Annotated in this window: 16 protein-coding genes; 4 read left to right on the plus strand and 12 right to left on the minus strand. The window is 42.6% G+C overall.

Annotated elements, in window-relative coordinates; genetic code table 11:
* Positions 1-182: 182 nt before the first annotated feature.
* Entirely contained in the window at positions 183-1370 is a 1188-nt protein-coding gene (gene cls, locus HBHAL_RS17625) for a cardiolipin synthase (RefSeq protein ID WP_014644867.1), read from the plus strand.
* Between the two features lies 1 nt (position 1371).
* On the opposite strand, the gene HBHAL_RS17630 is transcribed toward cls, so the two are convergent.
* From HBHAL_RS17630 to speE, 6 genes are all read right to left on the minus strand, one after another.
* Positions 1372-1551 (minus strand): XapX domain-containing protein, encoded by a 180-nt coding sequence (locus HBHAL_RS17630; protein WP_014644868.1) that lies wholly within the window; start codon positions 1549-1551, stop codon positions 1372-1374.
* Positions 1552-2350: 799 nt separating this feature from the next.
* Positions 2351-4018: an arginine--tRNA ligase gene (gene argS, locus HBHAL_RS17635; protein WP_014644869.1), complete on the minus strand. Its 1668-nt coding sequence runs from the start codon at positions 4016-4018 to the stop codon at positions 2351-2353.
* Positions 4015-4455, minus strand: a complete 441-nt coding sequence (locus HBHAL_RS17640; RefSeq protein ID WP_014644870.1) for a DUF1934 domain-containing protein — start codon at positions 4453-4455, stop codon at positions 4015-4017. Before HBHAL_RS17640 ends, argS begins: the two co-directional genes overlap by 4 nt.
* 93 nt (positions 4456-4548) lie before the next feature.
* Entirely contained in the window at positions 4549-4998 is a 450-nt protein-coding gene (locus HBHAL_RS17645) for a hypothetical protein (RefSeq protein WP_014644871.1), read from the minus strand.
* 74 nt (positions 4999-5072) lie between these two features.
* A complete protein-coding gene (gene speB / locus HBHAL_RS17650; protein ID WP_014644872.1) occupies positions 5073-5945 on the minus strand; it encodes an agmatinase in 873 nt (290 codons plus the stop codon).
* 5 nt (positions 5946-5950) lie between these two features.
* Entirely contained in the window at positions 5951-6781 is an 831-nt protein-coding gene (gene speE / locus HBHAL_RS17655; protein WP_014644873.1) for a spermidine synthase, read from the minus strand.
* Between the two features lie 129 nt (positions 6782-6910).
* On the opposite strand from speE, the gene HBHAL_RS17660 reads away from it, so the two are divergent.
* On the plus strand, positions 6911-8968 hold the full coding sequence (locus HBHAL_RS17660) for a transglycosylase domain-containing protein (protein ID WP_014644874.1): 2058 nt from the start codon (positions 6911-6913) through the stop codon (positions 8966-8968).
* Positions 8969-9162: 194 nt separating this feature from the next.
* Here HBHAL_RS17660 and HBHAL_RS17665 read toward each other — a convergent pair whose 3' ends face one another.
* From HBHAL_RS17665 to HBHAL_RS17685, 5 genes are all read right to left on the minus strand, one after another.
* Positions 9163-9504 (minus strand): YolD-like family protein, encoded by a 342-nt coding sequence (locus tag HBHAL_RS17665; RefSeq protein WP_014644875.1) that lies wholly within the window; start codon positions 9502-9504, stop codon positions 9163-9165.
* 1090 nt (positions 9505-10594) lie between these two features.
* Positions 10595-11137 carry a YwhD family protein gene (locus HBHAL_RS17670; protein ID WP_014644876.1) on the minus strand — a complete coding sequence of 181 codons (543 nt, stop codon included), beginning with the start codon at positions 11135-11137 and terminating at the stop codon, positions 10595-10597.
* Positions 11138-11547: 410 nt separating this feature from the next.
* A complete protein-coding gene (locus tag HBHAL_RS17675; protein ID WP_014644877.1) occupies positions 11548-13533 on the minus strand; it encodes an ABC transporter permease subunit in 1986 nt (661 codons plus the stop codon).
* A gap of 123 nt (positions 13534-13656) precedes the next feature.
* Positions 13657-14157, minus strand: coding sequence for a YwgA family protein (locus HBHAL_RS17680; protein ID WP_014644878.1), 501 nt, complete (start codon positions 14155-14157; stop codon positions 13657-13659).
* A gap of 13 nt (positions 14158-14170) precedes the next feature.
* Positions 14171-15466 (minus strand): HD domain-containing protein, encoded by a 1296-nt coding sequence (locus HBHAL_RS17685; protein ID WP_014644879.1) that lies wholly within the window; start codon positions 15464-15466, stop codon positions 14171-14173.
* 250 nt (positions 15467-15716) lie between these two features.
* Between HBHAL_RS17685 and HBHAL_RS17690 the strand changes: the two genes are divergently transcribed.
* Positions 15717-16559 carry a lipoate--protein ligase family protein gene (locus tag HBHAL_RS17690; RefSeq protein WP_014644880.1) on the plus strand — a complete coding sequence of 281 codons (843 nt, stop codon included), beginning with the start codon at positions 15717-15719 and terminating at the stop codon, positions 16557-16559.
* A 771-nt stretch (positions 16560-17330) separates the two neighbouring features.
* Here the strand turns inward: HBHAL_RS17690 and pta are convergent.
* Positions 17331-18302, minus strand: a complete 972-nt coding sequence (gene pta, locus HBHAL_RS17695) for a phosphate acetyltransferase (RefSeq protein WP_014644881.1) — start codon at positions 18300-18302, stop codon at positions 17331-17333.
* A 278-nt stretch (positions 18303-18580) separates the two neighbouring features.
* Here pta and hemQ point away from each other — a divergent pair, with 278 nt between their 5' ends.
* Positions 18581-19318 (plus strand): hydrogen peroxide-dependent heme synthase, encoded by a 738-nt coding sequence (gene hemQ, locus HBHAL_RS17700; RefSeq protein WP_014644882.1) that lies wholly within the window; start codon positions 18581-18583, stop codon positions 19316-19318.
* Positions 19319-19341 lie beyond the last annotated feature (23 nt).

Genomic DNA, 19341 nt, shown 5'->3' on the forward strand with positions numbered 1-19341 from the left:
TTAGTTGTTATCGCAGATGCGATTCTCCTTTTTTATCGGCCCAGAAACTTAGAAATTTCTGAATCTTATAGCTTTACTATAAATTATGAATGAGCATTCAGTCAACATGTTTTCATTTTTTTCCTATTGAAAAGAAATCATATGGGAAGACTAAGCGACAGATGGCACTGGGAGGCGGAAACATGATAGTCGTAATCATACTGATTAGTATAGCTACCTTTATTTTACTGTTAATTACAGATTTTAAAATGGGACAAATATCCCACAAAAAAACAGGATATCCGATAAACACTGAAGAAACACACGGTCAATACGAACTTTTTTCTAATGGATTAACGCTCTTTGAAGCATTTTTTCAGGATATTGCTGAAGCTAAAGTAAGAGTCGACATCAGCTTCTTTCTCATCGACCAGAATGAAATCAGCAGGAAATTTTTAGACATATTAAAGAAAAAAGCGCAGGAAGGAGTACCTGTTCACCTGCTTGGTGATCGTCTAGGGTGCTACCTGATCAATAAACAGATCAGGAATGAACTTAAAGCATCTGGCGTTCACTTTGCATTCGCTGAAAAACCCAGATTTCCTTTGTTCTTCTACCATTTAAATCGGAGAAACCACCGAAAAATTACAGTGATTGATGGAAAGGTGGCCTATATTGGAGGGTTCAATGTGGGGAGCAACTATACTGGGCATAACCCAAAATTTGGAGACTGGCGTGATTACCATTTGCGATACACAGGCGCAGTAGTTGAGAAACTTCATGCTGTTTTCCTAAAAGACTGGTATGAATCCACCGGGGAGAAATTAACAACCATAAAATTAAGACACCCTGAAGGGAAGAAAGTATCCGTCCTTGACTCGGATGGAATTGGTGTAGCGGAAGAATTTAACCGGTTAATCCGCTCTGCTTCAAAAGAAATTATAATAGGAACGCCTTACTTCATTCCAACCCATGAGCTGCTCCATTCATTAAAAAATGCTTTAAAAAACGGAATTGAACTATACATCTTAGTTCCTATGAAATCGGACCATCCGTTTGTTAAGGAAGCCGGCATCGTTTTCCTAAACGAGCTTTATCAAAGAGGAGCTCATATTAAATTTTTTGATGCAGGATTTTACCATTCAAAAGTATTCATAGTGGATGGGGAATGTGCGGATATCGGTACCGCGAATTTCGACAGGAGAAGCTTCTTTTTAAATAAAGAAGTGAATACCTATGTTTATGACAAAACGTTCATCGCAGCGGTTCGCGACACTTATTTTCAAGATATGAAAGATGCCGTGCCATTTAATGAAAGCTGGCTTAAAAACCGCTCTCTAAGTACAAAAATCAATGAAAAAATCGCAGCCAAGCTGCGACCTTTACTTTGATTTATTTAAAGATTTCCGTAAACACGGGTCCTATCCACAACATAACTTTAAAACCTAAGTAAATACCAACGATTCCAGCTACTCCAGCCAGTGCAGGCGGGGCTGGGATCGGAAGTTTTAAAGCTGCAAATACAATGCCAACAACTAAACCAGTGACTAACGCTAAAATAATTTCTTTCACATGCTCGTCCTCCTTTTCATCATCTATCCTTTACGCTTTCTTTCATTACCAAACTTTACTGTTCTTATTTTATCAATTGGATCTGTTAAACTGTCGTGTTGATTTTAAGATAAAGCTCCCATTACTTGAAGACTCAGTTTCGAGATAAGTTGGGTCCGTTACTCTATGTAGAAGAGGGCTGGTGGAGAAATAGCTCGCTTTCCTATGGGGGAACGGTGAGCTTCCTCGCTCGTTTCACTCCCTGCGGGATCTCACCTAGTCCCTTCTCCCATGGGAGTCTCATCATTTCCCCACCACCCCAACTATAATGTTGCGAACGGACCCTTCCAGAAGAGAATGGTTCTCCTCTGTAATCTGTAGGGAATGCTATCATGACGGGCTGTGTGGGTCGTTATATCCTAACTACATGGTCTAATACTTCATTATGCAGGTGATGGTTGAAGTGGTTTCGAGCTTCTGATTTGGCCAGGTCCGGAGGGGGATGATGAAGACTCCTGCGGGATAAACATGATCGGTGAGACCCCGGAAGTCGAAGACTGAGGAGGCTCAGCACATGCCCGCGGAAAGCGAATCATCCCCCGCAGGACCTTTCTTGTCATAAAAGTATCTCGAAACTGAGTCTTCCACAATCCGGCCCTATTGCGTAATAAGCCTTATGAAAAACAAAAATAAACTATAACAGAGCCTATCAAAAGCAGACGACTTTATGCATACATAAGGTACCGAGGCAAAGAATGCCACAAAAAAGAGCGCCCTGCTCTTTTTTTATGCGAAGACGCCCTTTAGTCATTTTATGAACTTACATCTGTTCTGGTGCGGAAACACCGATGATTTTCAGCGCATTGCTCAGAGTAATACGAACAGCTTTCATTAGTGAAAGTCGTGAAGCTGTAAGTTCAGGATTTTCCTGATCGAGTACTTTCTCCGCATTGTAAAAACTGTGAAGATTAGATGCCAGATCAAATGCATACTGAGTCACACGGTGAGGGGTTCTTTTTTCTGCAGCATCTGCGACCAGCTGCGGAAATTCACCAAGCCTTTTTAGCAGATCTTCTTCTTTTTCAGCTGTTAAAAGACTTCCGTTAAACGTATCATCCGTCAGCCCCTTTTCCTCTGCCTGTTTCAGCATCGTACATATGCGGGCGTGAGCGTACTGTACATAATAAACAGGGTTTTCATTAGATTCTGAGCGGGCCAGGTCCATATCAAAATCCAGGTGTGAATCACTGGAACGCATGGAGAAGAAATAACGCATCGCGTCAATACCAACTTCCTCCATCAATTCACGAAGGGTAACAGCTTTTCCAGTACGCTTACTCATTTTCACTTTTTCGCCGTCCTGGAACAGGTTGACCATTTGGATAATCTCTACTTCCAGTGTATCTTCATCATAGCCCAGGGCTTGAATCGCTGCTTTCATACGTGGAATATATCCATGGTGATCGGCACCCCAAATATTGATAAGTGTATCGAACCCGCGGTCCAGTTTGTTTTTGTGATAAGCGATATCCGGCGTCAGATAAGTGTACGTGCCATCATTTTTAATGAGGACGCGATCTTTATCATCACTGAATTTCGTTGTCTCAAACCAGGTAGCTCCGTCCTTTTCATAGACAAAGTCTTTTTCTTTCAGAACCTGCAGCGCATTTTCAATCCGGTCACCTTCATATAGCGAAGTTTCTGAGAACCATTCATCAAAAGGCACTCTAAATTCTTCCAGATCCGTTTTAATCTTATTCAGTTCATATTGCAAACCGTACTCACGGAAGAACTTCAAACGATCCTGTGCAGATTCTTCTGCCCATTTCTCTCCCTCTTCCGAAGCAAGCTTCCTTCCTAGTTCTACGATATCACGACCATGGTATCCATCTTCCGGCATCTCCCATTCTTTCCCTAATGCCTGCATGTAGCGTGCTTCTACAGAAAGAGCAAGATTAGCCATTTGGTTCCCGGCATCATTAATATAGTACTCTCTGGAAACATCGTAGCCTGCAGCATCCAACACGTTGCATAACGAGTCCCCTACTGCTGCTCCCCTTGCGTGACCAAGGTGTAAGGTTCCGGTCGGATTAGCAGATACAAATTCCACTTGAATCCTATGACCTTTCCCACTTTCGCTGCGACCATACTGACTGTCCGCTTCCAGAATGGAAGGAACCAGTTCAGTCAAGTACTGATTGTTCATATAGAAATTAATAAAGCCTGGACCTGCAATTTCTATCTTTTCTATTGAGGCTTGTGATCGATCAAATTGTTCAACAAGTTCTGAAGCAATCGCACGCGGATTCTTCTTTGCTATTCTGGCGAGCTGCATCGCCATGTTTGTTGCATAATCGCCGTGAGCTTTATCCTTTGGCTGCTCTAACACAACCTCCGGCATTTCCTCTTCCCCGGCAAGCTCAGCTGAAAGCACGGCGCGGACGATTTCTTTCTTCAGATTTTCTTCCATTTGTTCAACGATATTCATGATTCACTCTCCTCCTCAAACGTCAATGTCAAGCGATGATCCTGCGTTACTTCATGATTCAACGTCATCTGATAATGAAGAAATAATCGGCCGCCCATTGCTTCATCAAGGGAACTGAACTCCATTTCTTCTGTATAAGTTTTCATATGGAAATCACCATAAGTATGATGATATAAATTCTCTGTTTCTACTTCAGGCTGAAAAACCTGACGCATATCTATACCACCGCTTCGTTTTATGCTGACATGCCCTGGCTTAACGGTGATCATCGTATTTACAGGATCTCCTTCATCAGGATGTTCTGTAAAAGTAATCACCTGAGTCTGGCCACGCGCAAAAAACTGACCGGCTTCGTTTACTTCCATCGTCTCTTTGCGATCCGTGTCTCTGATTTCCGTAACGAGCTGCACCTGGATGTCCTTAGCATTACTTGTCATTTCTTCGTCCTCCCTCCAAAGGGTTTACGTACACTATAACTTGTTTATTATAAGAATTCATTCACAAAAACGCAAGAGGATCCCCTGGCTTCGTTACTCCTGAACCAACCTGTCCACCTGATTTTGGATATCACTAATCTCCGTGATATGGGCCGGTACACTGTAACTTGCGTATAACACGACAAGTGCTGCGACAATCAGCGCAAACCAGGGATAGGATAGTTGTTTCTTAAAAGGACGACGGTCCGGAACAAATAATAACAATAGAAATGGCAGCAACAGTCCAATCACAATGACATCCATTCTCCACTGCTGATTCTCCTCGGAGATGGATAAAGAAAAGCTGATTGCTTGATCTATTCGATCTTCAATAGCAATTTCAGTGGTTTCTTTAGAAAATAGTCCTTTTTCAATTGTTAGTGTCTCATTACTAAGCGAATAACTATATCCTGAAGGGTTCCATTCCCCTATAAACGTTACAAGAATTAGACTCATCATGATAATGGCATACGTGAGCGTAATGCCTATAATCTTTTTATCCAAAAGAAGCGCTCCTTTATTCATCTCATATAGAAAAGCCCCTATGAAAAATCATAGCGGCTGTTTCATTCTATCATTTATTTTACAAACCCCAAAAGCATTTCGCGTAAGAATTTACTGGCTGCAATCGGAGTCTTTTCTGTCGGGTCATAAGCGGGAGCCACTTCAACAAGGTCAGCCCCTACCACGTTTAAATCGCTGCCTGCCATTTCATGAATGGAAGCAAGAAGCTCCTTAGAGGAAATCCCTCCTGCTTCTGCTGTCCCCGTTCCCGGGGCATAAGCAGGATCAAGTACATCAATATCAATGGTTACATAAACGGGACGACCAGATAGCTCCGGCAGAATTTTTTTCAGGGGCTCAAGCACTTCATATCTAGCCATGAACATGCCGCTTTCTTCCGCATATTGAAACTCTTCTCTCATCCCTGAGCGGATGCCAAACGAATACACATCTTCAGCTCCGATCAGCTCGCATGCTTTCCTAATAGGAGTCGAATGGGATAGCGTCTCGCCTTCGTATTCTTCCCTGAGGTCAGCATGAGCATCAATATGAATCACAGCAAGTTCTGGATATTTCCTGTACATCGCTTTTAAGACTGGCCATGTAACCAGATGCTCGCCGCCCAGTCCGAAAGGTATCTTCCCTTTCTCCAAAAGTTCATCCATATAGCCTTCAATAATATCAATACTTTTCTGGGGATTTCCAAAGGGGAGGAGCAAATCACCTGCATCGTGGTACTTGATTTCTTCTAAATGTCTATCCAGATAAGGACTATATTCTTCAAGGCCGATCGAGGCTTCGCGGATGCGGCTCGGACCAAATCGGGAGCCCGGACGGAAGCTGACAGTCCAGTCCATTGGCATTCCGTAAATTACGGCATCCGCCTCCTGTTCGGAAGCCCGGCTCATGATAAACACTTTTCCAGAATAGGCTTCATCAAATCTCATCGAACTCACCCTTTCGTCAAATCTTTAACGAATTTTGGTAAAGCAAAGCAGGCCTGGTGAAGCTCCTCTGTATAATACTTCGTTTCCATCTCTGTAAACCGATGAGCAGGAACCTGAAGAGGATCATAGATTTTACTTCCCATAGTAAACGTCCAAAGACCGCTTGGATACGTTGGTATATTGGCCGTGTACACTTTGGTGATCGGAAATGTTTCTTTTACATCTCCATAAACCTGTCGAATTAAATCAGCCTTGAACCAGGGGTTATCAGTCTGAGCAACGAAGATTCCGTCTTCTTTTAATGCTTTCGCAATCCCTTCATAGAAGCCTTTTGAAAATAGATTAACAGCAGGACCCACCGGTTCTGTTGAATCTACCATAATGACGTCATAAGCACGCTCGCTTTCCGCAATGTGCATGAAGCCATCTGCCACCTTAACCTCTACACGCTCATCGTCCAGAGCACCGGCAATAGAAGGCAGATATTGTTTGGAGTATTCAATAACTTTGCCGTCAATTTCTACCAGTGTGGCTTTTTCAACACTTTCATGCTTCAGTACTTCACGAATCACACCGCCATCTCCGCCGCCGACTACCAAAACCTGTTTCGGACTCGGGTGGGTGTGGAGCGGTACATGGGCCAGCATCTCATGGTAAACAAACTCATCTTTTTCCGTGGTCATAACCATGTCGTCGAGCACCAGCATGTTGCCCCACTCTTCTGTCTCAAGCATTTCTAACTCCTGAAAATCTGTTTTTTCGTTATGAAGGGACTGTTTTACTTTAGCCGTAATTCCGAAATTTTCTGTCTGCTTCTCAGTAAACCACGTGCTCATCTATGCATTCTCCTTTGTATATCCATAGTTCTTTATTACATAATTCGTCATGAGAGGTTTATTTTACTACGTATTCTCACATAATAATAGCAGTCTTTATTCATTCTTAACAGTTGGGAGTCTAGAAGAATGATTCTTTTTATACGAACGACATACCGCTGGTCAAAGCGAGCGCTCAAATGGACATTGATCGGCCTTGTGTTAACAGGAGCCGGATTTTTGTTTGTCTTAGGATTCGCCATTACCCAGGGCCCCCCTTCTTTAATGACCGAACAGAATACGGTTTATTATAGTCAGGGAGAGAATATTATTGGGGAAGATCATGGAGCGGAAGAACGATACTGGATTACCGTAGATGAAATGCCGGATGCCATTAAAGAAGCGACGATCGCTATTGAGGACCGTCGATTTTACGATCATTTCGGCTTTGATTTCAAGCGGATAGCTGGTGCTGCTTTAACCGACCTTAAACAAATGAGCATGGTGGAAGGCGCGAGCACCATTACTCAGCAGTACGCTCGTAATCTTTATTTATCACATGATAAAACATGGAAGAGAAAAATCCAAGAGGCTCTCTATGCCCTCAGACTGGAGATCTTTTATAATAAAGATGAAATTCTGGAAGGCTACTTAAACACGATCTACTATGGTCATGGAGCCTATGGAATTGAAGCAGCGAGCCGTTATTACTTTAATAAAAACGCAGAAGAATTAACGCTGACGGAAGCCTCTATGCTTGCAGGCGTCCCGAAAGGTCCCAGCTATTATTCTCCTCTGAACAATGAAGAGAACGCGGCCTCACGCCAAAAATTGATCTTGGGGGAAATGGAGAAAAGCGGCTTTATTACTTCTTCTGAAAAAAATGAAGCAGTAGAAGCGAGTCTTGTCTACTCGGAGCACTCTGACAGCTCCGACAAAGAAGCTGCTCCATACTTTCAGGACCAAGTCGTCGCAGAGGCTGCCAGAATTCTAGATATTTCGGCAGAAGAAGTTAAAACAGGCGGTTATCACATTCATACGACGCTCATAGAAGATCATCAGAAGACTCTAGAAAAACAGATTGACCGCCATATTTCAGCAGAGGAAGATATCCAAATCGCCGCTGCTATTATGAATAGTCATAACGGTGCCATTACCGCGCTGATCGGCGGCCGCGATTATGAAACCAGTGCTTATAATCGAGCTACACAGGCTAAGCGTCAGGTGGGATCGACTATAAAACCATTTCTATATTACGCGGCGCTTGCAGAAGGCTACTCACCGGTCACTATGATCGAAAGTAAACCGACCGATTTTCAGATAGGAGATAACGGAAAAGTCTACAGTCCAACCAACTTTGGAGACCAGTATGCGGACAAACCGATTACAATGGCCCAGGCACTGGCGGTTTCTGACAATATTTATGCTGTAGCCACCAACATGGATATTGGGCCCGAGAAGCTGGTAAATACACTGGACACATTTGGAATCTCGAGTCGTGCTAAGCCTGTCCCTTCTCTTGCCCTTGGTTCTACCTCTATTTCTCTTTATGAAATGATGAGTGCCTACGGGAAAATGGTGAAAGGCTCTGAATCTCTTGAAGGACACACCATTGAGAAAATTACAGACCGTCACGAAAATATACTTTTTGAATATCAGCCCGTTTTTAATAAAGAGAAAGAAATTGACCCGAACCGTGCCTTTACGATTACTCACATGATGACAGGGATGTTTGACTCTTCTCTTGATGGATATGCGTCTGTTACGGGCACTCCTATTAAAGGAAAACTAACTCGTATGTACGGCGGAAAATCTGGTACGACGGATTATGACAGCTGGATGATTGGCTTTAGTCCTCAATTTGTATCAGGGGTTTGGGTTGGCCATGATGAAGGCGGTAGAAAACTTGAAACATTCAACGAAAGAAGATATGCCAAAGCTGTTTGGGCAGACACCATGGAGTCGATTCATGAACCACTACCATCTGCAGCGTTTATTCCAACCCCGGATGTAAAAGGGGTTTATATTGATCCGGAAACTGGACACAGGTCCGGTCCTAATTGCCCGAAAGAACGTCTCATGTATATGGAAAAAAGCGATATTCCAAAAGAAGTTTGCGGTGGCGATGAGGATAAGAACAAAGAAGAGATCGAAAATGAGTTTAAAAATGATCCATGGTTCAAAGATGTAGTAGACTGGTTCTTTTAAATGAGGGGTTTGCATGAAAGACTTAAAAAAAGACAAAGAAAACGACCGGCGGCAACCCGGTCGTTTTCCTTGTCCTAGTAAATACATGTATAACCATGTGTTACTAAATATATTACCCATTCTGCCAGTACGTCAAGATTCCGAGTACCCTTTCGACCATTTTTTAGTGAACATTTTGTGAACGAATTATTCACCTAAATAATTGAAACATCGGTAAGGTCATCCAGTGAAATTTGAACGTTTTCTTTTGTTTCCCAGTGCACCCCATAAACTTTGCGTTTCAGTTTATGAATGTACTCCATTTTCATTGGAATCTCTTCATAGTCAAAACCATTATGGATTTTGACCCGTACCGTCAGATCGTCGTTCAAAGCCCGCTGCAGTAAAAAATCAATCTCGATGGCTTTCTGTTCATCAATAATCCCTTTCTCTACCCGCTCATCTTCCTTCCATAATTTCCTTATCATCTCTACATGCTCCGGGAGCATTAACGATGTCCACTTAATTGTACCCCGGTCCCGATTGCGGCTATCCATAGTTGATCAACTCCTTAATACGAACATTTGTTCTTATTGTAGCACAAAAACACCTTTCGTAAACTGGAATTTACAGGATAGTCAATTTTTAAGTCTGTTACGGCAAGCTTCCTTAACTATAAGATTTGTTCCGTTACGTTTTCTTAGTGACTTGGGAAAGTGACTCTCCAACACCATCTCGAAATCGAGTCTTTAACAATAGGGCCGGATTGTGTAAGACTCAGTTCGAGATATTGTGTGGAGAGCTCGAAATCCTTTACGTAAATGCCTTCATATGAGGAAGGATAACCTATATGATCAACGATAAATACCGCGTCTATACAGGGTATTAACGCCGCTGTCGAAGCATTTAAGACGATTTTTAGGTTCTCACTTTTTTTCTGGAAGGGTCCGTTCGCAACATTATAGTTGGGTTGGTGGGGAAATGGCGAGACTCCCAGTTTAAAAGCGGAAGCACCTTGGTCAGCGGCGTATGGACTGGACTGAACTGGCGGAGATAAAGAAAACACGAAGAGCGGAGCGATTCGATGTTGCCTTATCGTACAGAAGTGAGGGAAGTCTCACTAGACGCTAGGTGCTGGAGCTGGATAGCTCTCCGTGACGTTTAGGCGTTGATTTATTACTCCCTCCTTATCAATTGTAAGAACGGGAGAAGGAACTAGGTGAGATCCCGCAGGGAGTGCAACGAGCGAGGAAGCTCATGGCAAAAAGGAGGATCGACTAAAGTCGCCACGTCCTGTGGCAACGTCGATCGACCCTACGTCGTGTAGGGCCATAGGAAAGTGTTCAAGTGTGGAATCACCCCTATAGACACGAACAGCATAAGCCGAGCATCAAAAGGACGGTGGTCTTGCCGTCCGTTGATGAACGGCTTATGTCTCGAGTGTCTGGGTAATGGAACAAGACGAGTTATTCCCCCACCAGCCCTTCTCCTTTTAACGTAACGGATCCAATTTATCTCGAACCTGAGTCTTACACAAACGGGAGCTTATCTGGAAGGCTTACTATTACGATAAACCCTTTAATATAGAATTATAAAATAAGGCAGTAAAAAAGCACTTTCTCTGAGGAAAGTGCTTTGTCTTATGATTTACTGGACACCGAGGGAGTCTTTTAGTTCCTGGTTTGTATTTTCCCATAGTTCGGGCTTAAATTCACGGAGATACTCACCAAGAATCGTCCTTGACTTTTCATCCATATGGTCGACAACAAATTTTCCTTTTAAGGACTTGTCCATATGGTTCACATGCTCGGGCATCAGCTTATAGCCTCGTTTAATAGAACGATCGACGACGATTTCACTGCCAGCTACTCCATAGTAGCTTGGCTTTCCTGCCTGATTATCCACCGTAACCCAGACGATCCAGTACAATAAACCATTCGCTACTACTTCACGATCCGTAATAAACTTCACCCGCTTCTCAACCGCGCTGCGGGCATGCAGAGCCCCCATATCAACAAAGGCCTTCTCTTCATTCGGATCCACGATAACCGGGGTCATATTCTCAAGGCTGATGGAGCCTACACCATAACCACCATGACCATCCGTGGAGTCGTCCTTAATAATCGTGAACTGCTTCTTCTTTTTATCGCTTTTCTCATCATTATTTTTAAATTGATCAAATTCTTTCATGACAAACTGAACCTCCTCTAGACGTGACTGATTTTTCCCTATTTTAACATAGAATCCACTCTATGTTTTACCATAAGGATTTATATACACCAGACTCCGCCTCTGTTAGTTCATCGAAGCTTTTTATATGACGTTTTGACGCTGAAATAATTAATTCTTAAATGGGATAGGGTAGGTCCTAATGAGCTTGGAAATACTCCGTTTCGTAAACTATGCCCCCATCTAGTTAGATTAAAACGCTTGTTAAGGAAGAGTTTAACACTCGACTTCTACAATTTTTTTCACTGGATAACGTAATGGTCCTCAAAGCCACTCTCCTTTTTCCGGCAGTTTTCCCCCCTATATTATACCCTTAATCAAACGCTTGTTTAATACCTTTACTTCCCTTTTATAACGCCTTTAGTGGGCCTCTAAGAGGAACGATGTTCGCTTTTTATAAAGACAAACCTCTCAGCTGAAGGATCATCCACTCGCCTACTTGCAGGTTTCCTTTTATGGAAAAGCCTCTTCCACCCCATTGGGTTAGAAACGGGGATACCTACCCGTTTCTCCTGAACTTCCTGGATTCCTTGAATAATGAGCTGCATAGACAGAATAATCCCCATAAAACAAAGAAGGGCGGGAATAATAAACCACCATCTCCCCGTCATTAAAGAGTCTTTCGCTGCTCCAATCAACCCGGACCATTCATACGTAGTACTCGTCGGTGGATCAGCCTGCATGGGAGAATAATCTACATTCGTCCCTCCAAAATAAATATTAAAAACACCTAGATGGATAAAGATCAGCAGCGTCTGAATAAACTGCTGTCCAAACACAATGCCCATCCGTGCGCTCAAATGTGGAAGCAGATGCTTCCAAAGTAAATGAAGCGAACTACCCCCAAGGACCTTCGTACTAACTACATATTCCTCCTGCATTAAAAGCTTCATTTCGCTGCCAAAGAGCGTAACAATCAAAGGTACAGCAAGTAGAACCAAAATCAATCCTTGATAGATAATCCGTTCCGTCTGAGTAGTGGTAAAACCGCCTGGCGACATCCATAAGACTGGGGTCAATAGCATGAATGCAATAATGGTCATAGGCAGAAAATGCATACCGTCCACTATTTTTTCTACACTACGCTGAATTCGGGAATGTAGAAAGAATGTATATGGAATGGCTAATAAAAATCCAATACTCATCCTTAAAAAGGCTATAGCGAGAGCAAATATAATCGTATATTTTGCTCCCACGAGTAACTGATCGAAAATACTGTAACCGAGTGCATCCGTTCCGAGAAATATATACTCAGGCGAGTGAGGAGCAGCGCTTACCAGCCGTCCTTCCTCATTCGTAATATGATAAAACTTATCTACTAAAGGATCCGCCATGATACTATAAACCATACTCACACAGACCGTCCCCGAAATGATCATAAATCCAATTAGAAATTTCAGGTTTTTAAAATGTTCCCCTATCGTTGCGAAAGTCTGCTTCAGCCATTTCCCACCTGGTTTCATGTTGAAATCACCTATGAAACGATTCATGCTCAAGCTGGTCTCTTTAGACACCTTATGATCCTTGAAGATAAACAGCTCCGTTCCCTGATACATGATAAAAAAAGGGGTGAAGATCATAAATAGTATCATAGCCGAGACGATTGGCCTAAAATCCCCCCTAAACAAACTGGTGATCCCATTCATATTAAAAATATATTCAATGATCAACAGACTTGATAAAGATCCCCAGAGGATGATCTTGGAATGAAAGAATAGACTTTTTACAATATTTCTTGTCACATGTACATTAAGAATTACAGCTTTCTCCAACCCTTTACTCTTAGCCATCTGCACATAAGACTTTGCCATCTCCTCATCCATAAGTATAAGAATGATTTTGTACATCGTAACTAAAGGTAATACTGCAATGGCAATAATAGGCAGAATATACACCTTATCCTGACCTAGAGCCGTAAAAGAGACAATCTGAATATCTGTTTGTTTATAGAACCATACAACGAAGAGCTGTAAACAAAAAGCGAGTAATAAATCAGGTACAGCTTCTAAAACGTTCAGGAGTCTTCCGATGATCAATTTTGCCCACCCAGGGAGAAACATGGTTCCGAGGGCCAATAAAAAAGCCAGGCCAATCCCAAGGAGAAGACCTCCAACGAAAACAGTCATAGAGTATTGATAAGGCTCCCACAGAAACTCAAGCAGCGGTTCCGGACGATCTTTATACATGTACACCCATTCAGCGGGATTAAAAATTGCAGCGACCAGTTGCTGAAGTTCCAAAAAGTAATGAGATACATCAAAAAAACTTCCACCACTGAATAAAGCCGGGGACGCGCTAATGAACAAAATGCCTGCCAGTCCCATTATGTAATAGACCACGAACTTAACGATTTTCATACACTTCCCTCCCCATACTAATTATTCTCATCCATGATCTCAGATAAATTATAAAAATAATCAAAAAATAATGAATAAAAAAAGATATACTGACGTACAGTATATCTCTTCCTATCAATCATACTAATGAATCCCTCGTAATTTTTCAATAAATTCCCATCCATCCTGGATGTCTTCCTCTGTGTAATTCTGAGTACTTTTTACGGCGTAAACTTTTTCAGTGATTTCTTCACGAGGCAGATCCTCAAAGAAGAGCATCGTAGAGACCAACTCCAGAAATCGGGAACTTCTACCGTTCATTTCGCGGATATGGTCATGCAACGGAGGCAGATCCATTTCATAATGATTTAGAAATTCACGTCCGCTTTCCGTAATCTCATAGCGGTACTGATAGTAATTTTTCTTTTCTTCTCTTTCCTCACTGATAAATCCAAGGTTACACATTTCCTCAATTCTAAGCGTTAATTCCTCTGAATAGGGTCCGTAAAAATGAAACTGATAGCGCTCTTCAAATGGAACCTCACACTTTTTAAGTATGTAGATCATTTTCTGCAGTTTTTTACGACCTACGATCTCATCCGTACTTGAGAAGAATTGCATCAGCTTCGCATGATTTTCCAACATGGAGCTTCACTCCTTATCCATACAATATTTCCATAATCCGCTTCTTCGTCTTACTACGATTGGACATTTCCTCCAGGCGGTCCAGAGGAATATATAGTTTATGATCTGTCCGCTTTTTGCCTGAAATGGCCTCGACAATATCAGAAAGCCGGGACAACTCTCTTAATTCCTGACTGGGCTGCAGCAGATGGATTGGCAGTCGTTCTTCCTCTTCACCCGGACGGTAAAAGTCGTAAGGAAGATCAGAACTTGAATCTACCACCAAATAGTAATCCGGATTCAGCCCTGCTTTAGAAAATAATTTATACAGTTCCATCCATTGGTTCATCTGAGAATTAGGATTGAACTCAATATATTTAAACAACCGGCGGTTAACAAATCGGTCACATAAATCACTCAGAACCGGGTCGTCTTCTTCCATCCATGTTTGGAAGTAATACAGCGTTACAGCTTCATCAAGTGCTAAGTACTCCTTGAGTGTTGGCTGTCCCGTAAAGAAAGAAAAGAAATGAGTCGGTTTCAGCTTGAACGTATAGCCGGATTCATAAAGTTCTTTCGCTCTATGAAGAATTTTAGATAGAATAACCTCAGCGCTCCGCGTCACAGGGTGGAAATAGACCTGCCAGTACATTTGGTAACGGCTCATGATATAGTCTTCTACCGCATGCATACCGCTCTCTTTCACAACAACCTGATCTTCCATCGGACGCATGACCCGCAATATCCTCTCCATATCAAAGTGACCATAGCTTACTCCTGTAAAATAAGCATCCCGCTGCAAGTAATCCATACGATCAGCATCAATCTGACTGGAAATCAAGCTGACAACCAGTTTATTAGTGTACGTTTTATTTATCACGTCAGCCACTTTCTTAGGGAACCCTTCTTCTACCTGGTTCAGAATCTTATTCACTTCCGTATCTCCGAGTAAAATCTTTTGGGTATAATCTTCATGATCCAGTTTAAAAACCTTTTCGAAAGAATGAGAGAACGGCCCATGGCCCAGATCATGAAGCAAAGCTGCACAGAGGCAAAGCAGCCGTTCTTCGCCGTCCCAGTTCGGCCTGTCCTTAAAGTTTTCTATAATTCGGCGAACTATTTCGTAAACACCTAATGAATGGTTAAAACGACTATGCTCTGCCCCGTGGAATGTTAAATACGACGTCCCCAGCTGTTTAATTCGTCTTAACCGCTGAAATTCCGATGTTCCGATTAAATCCCAGATCACCCGGTCCCGCACGTGGACATAGCGATGGACGGGGTCCTTAAAAACCTTCTCTTCACTTAATTTCTCATCACGATAGTCCATCAGTTGTTCCTTTCTTCACGACATTTTTAACTATTATATACCTTTCTTTATGACAAAAAAACATCTTGACAGACAAAAAATGACAGGGGAACTCTTTTACTCCTGTCTTTAAAGGCTTCAAGAAAATCAAACATTTTTTAGCAGGTACTTCTTAATCCTTTGAAGATTTTACAGCCGTTGCGCCATTCATGCAACAGGTTTCTTCTGCTATAATGAAGAATGGTGATTGCATAAAAAGGAGTACAGCTTTATGAAAAACATACATCCGTTATTACAACCTCAAAAATATCGCTTCATGGACCAAAGTAATTTAGGGCCCTCCTTTTCCGCCCTTCAGTCCTTTGCCATAGATGATGCTTTATCGATGTCGGTAGGAGAAGGAATGAGTCCGACTGCGGCAAGGCTTTGGGTTCATCATAACACAGTGGTTCTCGGAATCCCTGATGCTCGACTGCCTTACATTAAGGATGGAATTGACTATCTGAAAACGGAAGGATACCGGGTCATTGTAAGAAATTCAGGGGGTCTCGCCGTTGTATTAGACGAAGGTGTTCTGAATTTATCATTTATATTCCCGGACTCTAAAGAAGTGAACATTCACGATGGCTATGAAGCTATGGTTTCGTTTACTCAACTGCTGTTTGAAGACCTAACCGATCAAATTGAAGCCTATGAAATTACACGTTCCTATTGTCCAGGTACTTATGATTTAAGTATCGGCGGTCAAAAGTTCGCTGGAATTTCCCAGCGCCGGGTCAAAAATGGCTCGGCCGTCCAAATTTATCTGGATGTCACCGGAAGTGGTGCTGAACGAGCCCGGCTTTTAAAACAATTCTATGAAATTGGGAAGCGTGAAGAGGAAACACGCTTCACCTATCCCGTCATTGATCCTAAGGTTATGGCTTCTCTCAATGAACTGTTAGACACCCGCCTCAGTGTATCTGACGTACGCGATCGGATCCTTAAAAAAATCTACGAGCTATCTGGTGAAGTCACCGTTGATCCCCTGGAAGGTCAAGAGATTGAATGGTTTAACAAACGGCTGGAACAGATGATCCAGCGGAATGAAAAAGCGCTTGAAAACCTTACCTAAGGGGATCGGGCGCTTTCTTTTTGCACAGGTACACCCTGCTCCCTTACTTGAAGGGGGTATTCAATTAAACTTTATAAGTAAGAACTTAAGCCTATTAAAAGTCTCTGGTAATCAATGGTGTACCTTTTTATAGCATGCTTATTAAGCTAAAGGGCCGTATAGTTGAAGACTCAGTTTCGAGATAAATTGGGTCCGTTACGTAAGATGGATAAGGGTTGGTGGGGAAATAACTCGCTTTCCTATGGGGGAACGGTGAGCTTCCTCGCTCGTTTCACTCCCTGCGGGATCTCACCTAGTCCCTTCTCCCATGGGAGTCTCGCCATTTCCCCACCAACCCAGCCATGGGTGAATAACGGACCCTGTTATAAGAGAATGCTCTTCATTCTTAACGGGACCTAAATGTTTATATGAGAGGCTATTTGACATCGCTATAGCATGAAAATAGCCTCATAATCACTTGCTTTTTATCATTAAGCAGACGATGTCTTAAGTGGTCTCGAGCTCCATATATCGCAAGGTCCGGAGGGGGACGATGGAGACTCCTGTGGGATGAACATGATCGGTGAGATCCCGCAAGGGCTGTTAAGCCCGAGGAAGCTCAGCACATGCCCGCGGAAAGCGAAATCGTCCCCCGGAGGACCTTCCGCTCCTCCAATGTCTCGAAACTGAGTCTTCAACAAACGGGAGCTTTACTGTAAGAATATTACTGCCAATCAATAAAACCATACATAAAAAAAAGCCAGCGATTAAATCGCTGGCTTCTTCTGCTTATTATAGTGATTGAGCAGCAGTAATGATCGCAAGTTTGTACACATCATCAGCATTACAACCTCTTGAAAGATCGTTAACCGGCTGGTTCAAGCCTTGCAATACAGGACCTACGGCATCGAAATTACCAAGACGCTGAGCGATTTTGTAACCAATGTTACCCGCTTCAAGACTTGGGAAAATAAACGTGTTCGCTTCTCCTTTAAGCGGAGAGTCCGGTGCTTTTTTCTCAGCCACAGAAGGAACAAAGGCTGCATCGAACTGGAATTCTCCATCGATTACAAGATTAGAATTCTGCTCTTTAGCAAGTCCTAAAGCTTCCGTTACTTTTTCTGTTTCTGGAGATTTTGCTGAGCCTCTAGTAGAGAAGCTGAGCATAGCAACTCTCGGGTCGATGTCAAACAGCTTTGCCGTGTCGGCACTAGCCAAAGCAATTTCAGCCAAATCCTGACTATCAGGGTTAATGTTAATCGCACAATCAGCGAAAACATACTTCTCTTCATCACGTACCATTACGAATACACCTGACGTCTTCTTAATTCCAGGCTTTGTTTTAATGATCTGAAGAGCAGGTCTTACGGTATCTGCTGTGGAATGAGCAGCACCACTTACAAGACCATCGGCTTTGCCCATGTAAACAAGCATTGTACCAAAGTAGTTTTCATCCTGCAGGATCTCTCGTGCTTTCTCTTCAGTGGCTTTTCCTTTACGGCGCTCCACGAAATTGGCCACCATTTCATCAAAAGCATCATAATTGGCAGGATCCAGAATTTCAGCAGAAGAAATATCCACTCCAACCTCAGATGCCTTCTGTTTTACTTTTTCTTCATTTCCGACTAGTACAGGTGTCAGTAAATCTTCTGTACCAAGCTGACTGACAGCTGTTAAAATACGTTCGTCCAAACCTTCCGGAAACACGACCTTCTTGCCTTGTCCGTTTATCTTAGATCTCAATGTATCAAATAGGTTGCTCATATTGAACCCTCCAATTTTCATTTCTGTTATACATGATAAAAGGTTTTGTGTATAAATGAAAGTCATTCCTATCGATTTTTACAATGAAGCGATTTCATTATCATTACCCTCTATTACCTGACCATATACGTTCAAATTGCTTCTATTTCTTCTTTCCCTATCCTTATCCTTTCACTATATGTTCAAAGTCATTCCCATGATGTAACGAAGCAACTGTGTTATATTGAGAAAGGAAGTTTTCAATAAATAAAACAAATCATAAAGGAGCGATCGATACCATGCCAGAAGCAGTAGTAACCATGGATGGATGGTATTGCCTGCACGATTTCCGTTCAATTGACTGGACCTCTTGGAAATATGCCTCGAGTGAAGAACGCGAGCAGGCCATTCACGAATTCCAACAGATGATTTCCAATTGGGAAGATACCGAAAAAAGTAAACAGGGCAGCCATGCTCTCTACACCATCATGGGACAAAAAGCTGATTTCATGATGATGATCTTACGTCCAACGATGGAAGAATTAAATGAAATCGAAACAGCTTTCAACAAAACGAAGCTCGCCGAGTTTACCACCCCTGCCTATTCTTATGTATCAGTTGTGGAACTCTCTAACTACATGGGAAATGCGAATGAAGAGGACCCTGAAATTCAGGCGCGATTAAAACCAACCCTTCCGAAGTGGAATCATATCTGCTTCTATCCAATGGACAAGCGCCGCCAGGGCAACGATAACTGGTACGTACTTGAAAAAGACGAACGTGCTAAACTTATGTACGCACACGGAATGACCGGACGCCAGTATGCTGGCAAGATTCGCCAAATCATCACCGGCTCCATCGGCTTTGATGACTGGGAATGGGGCGTTACTCTATTCGCTCACGATGTACTCCAGTTCAAAAAGCTTGTGTATGAAATGCGTTTTGATGAGGTTACGTCCCGTTATGGCGATTTCGGTTCCTTCTATATTGGCAACCTGCTTAAACCGGATGCTGTTCCTCAATTCTTACATGTATAACTCTACAAAAGACTCTGCCCTGT

The sequence above is a fragment of the Halobacillus halophilus DSM 2266 genome, from assembly GCF_000284515.1.
In the GTDB taxonomy this organism is placed as follows: Bacteria; Bacillota; Bacilli; order Bacillales; family Halobacillaceae; genus Halobacillus; species Halobacillus halophilus.

Excerpts from the sequence above, each read along its gene's own strand:
- cls (WP_014644867.1), top strand. The coding sequence starts at position 183 with ATGATAGTCGTAATCATACTGATTAGTATAGCTACCTTTATTTTACTG.
- argS (WP_014644869.1), bottom strand. The coding sequence starts at position 4,018 with ATGAATATCGTTGAACAAATGGAAGAAAATCTGAAGAAAGAAATCGTC.
- HBHAL_RS17640 (WP_014644870.1), bottom strand. The coding sequence starts at position 4,455 with ATGACAAGTAATGCTAAGGACATCCAGGTGCAGCTCGTTACGGAAATC.
- speB (WP_014644872.1), bottom strand. The coding sequence starts at position 5,945 with ATGAGATTTGATGAAGCCTATTCTGGAAAAGTGTTTATCATGAGCCGG.
- speE (WP_014644873.1), bottom strand. The coding sequence starts at position 6,781 with ATGAGCACGTGGTTTACTGAGAAGCAGACAGAAAATTTCGGAATTACG.
- HBHAL_RS17660 (WP_014644874.1), top strand. The coding sequence starts at position 6,911 with ATGATTCTTTTTATACGAACGACATACCGCTGGTCAAAGCGAGCGCTC.
- HBHAL_RS17665 (WP_014644875.1), bottom strand. The coding sequence starts at position 9,504 with ATGGATAGCCGCAATCGGGACCGGGGTACAATTAAGTGGACATCGTTA.
- HBHAL_RS17670 (WP_014644876.1), bottom strand. The coding sequence starts at position 11,137 with ATGAAAGAATTTGATCAATTTAAAAATAATGATGAGAAAAGCGATAAA.
- HBHAL_RS17675 (WP_014644877.1), bottom strand. The coding sequence starts at position 13,533 with ATGAAAATCGTTAAGTTCGTGGTCTATTACATAATGGGACTGGCAGGC.
- HBHAL_RS17680 (WP_014644878.1), bottom strand. The coding sequence starts at position 14,157 with ATGTTGGAAAATCATGCGAAGCTGATGCAATTCTTCTCAAGTACGGAT.
- HBHAL_RS17685 (WP_014644879.1), bottom strand. The coding sequence starts at position 15,466 with ATGGACTATCGTGATGAGAAATTAAGTGAAGAGAAGGTTTTTAAGGAC.
- HBHAL_RS17690 (WP_014644880.1), top strand. The coding sequence starts at position 15,717 with ATGAAAAACATACATCCGTTATTACAACCTCAAAAATATCGCTTCATG.
- pta (WP_014644881.1), bottom strand. The coding sequence starts at position 18,302 with ATGAGCAACCTATTTGATACATTGAGATCTAAGATAAACGGACAAGGC.
- hemQ (WP_014644882.1), top strand. The coding sequence starts at position 18,581 with ATGCCAGAAGCAGTAGTAACCATGGATGGATGGTATTGCCTGCACGAT.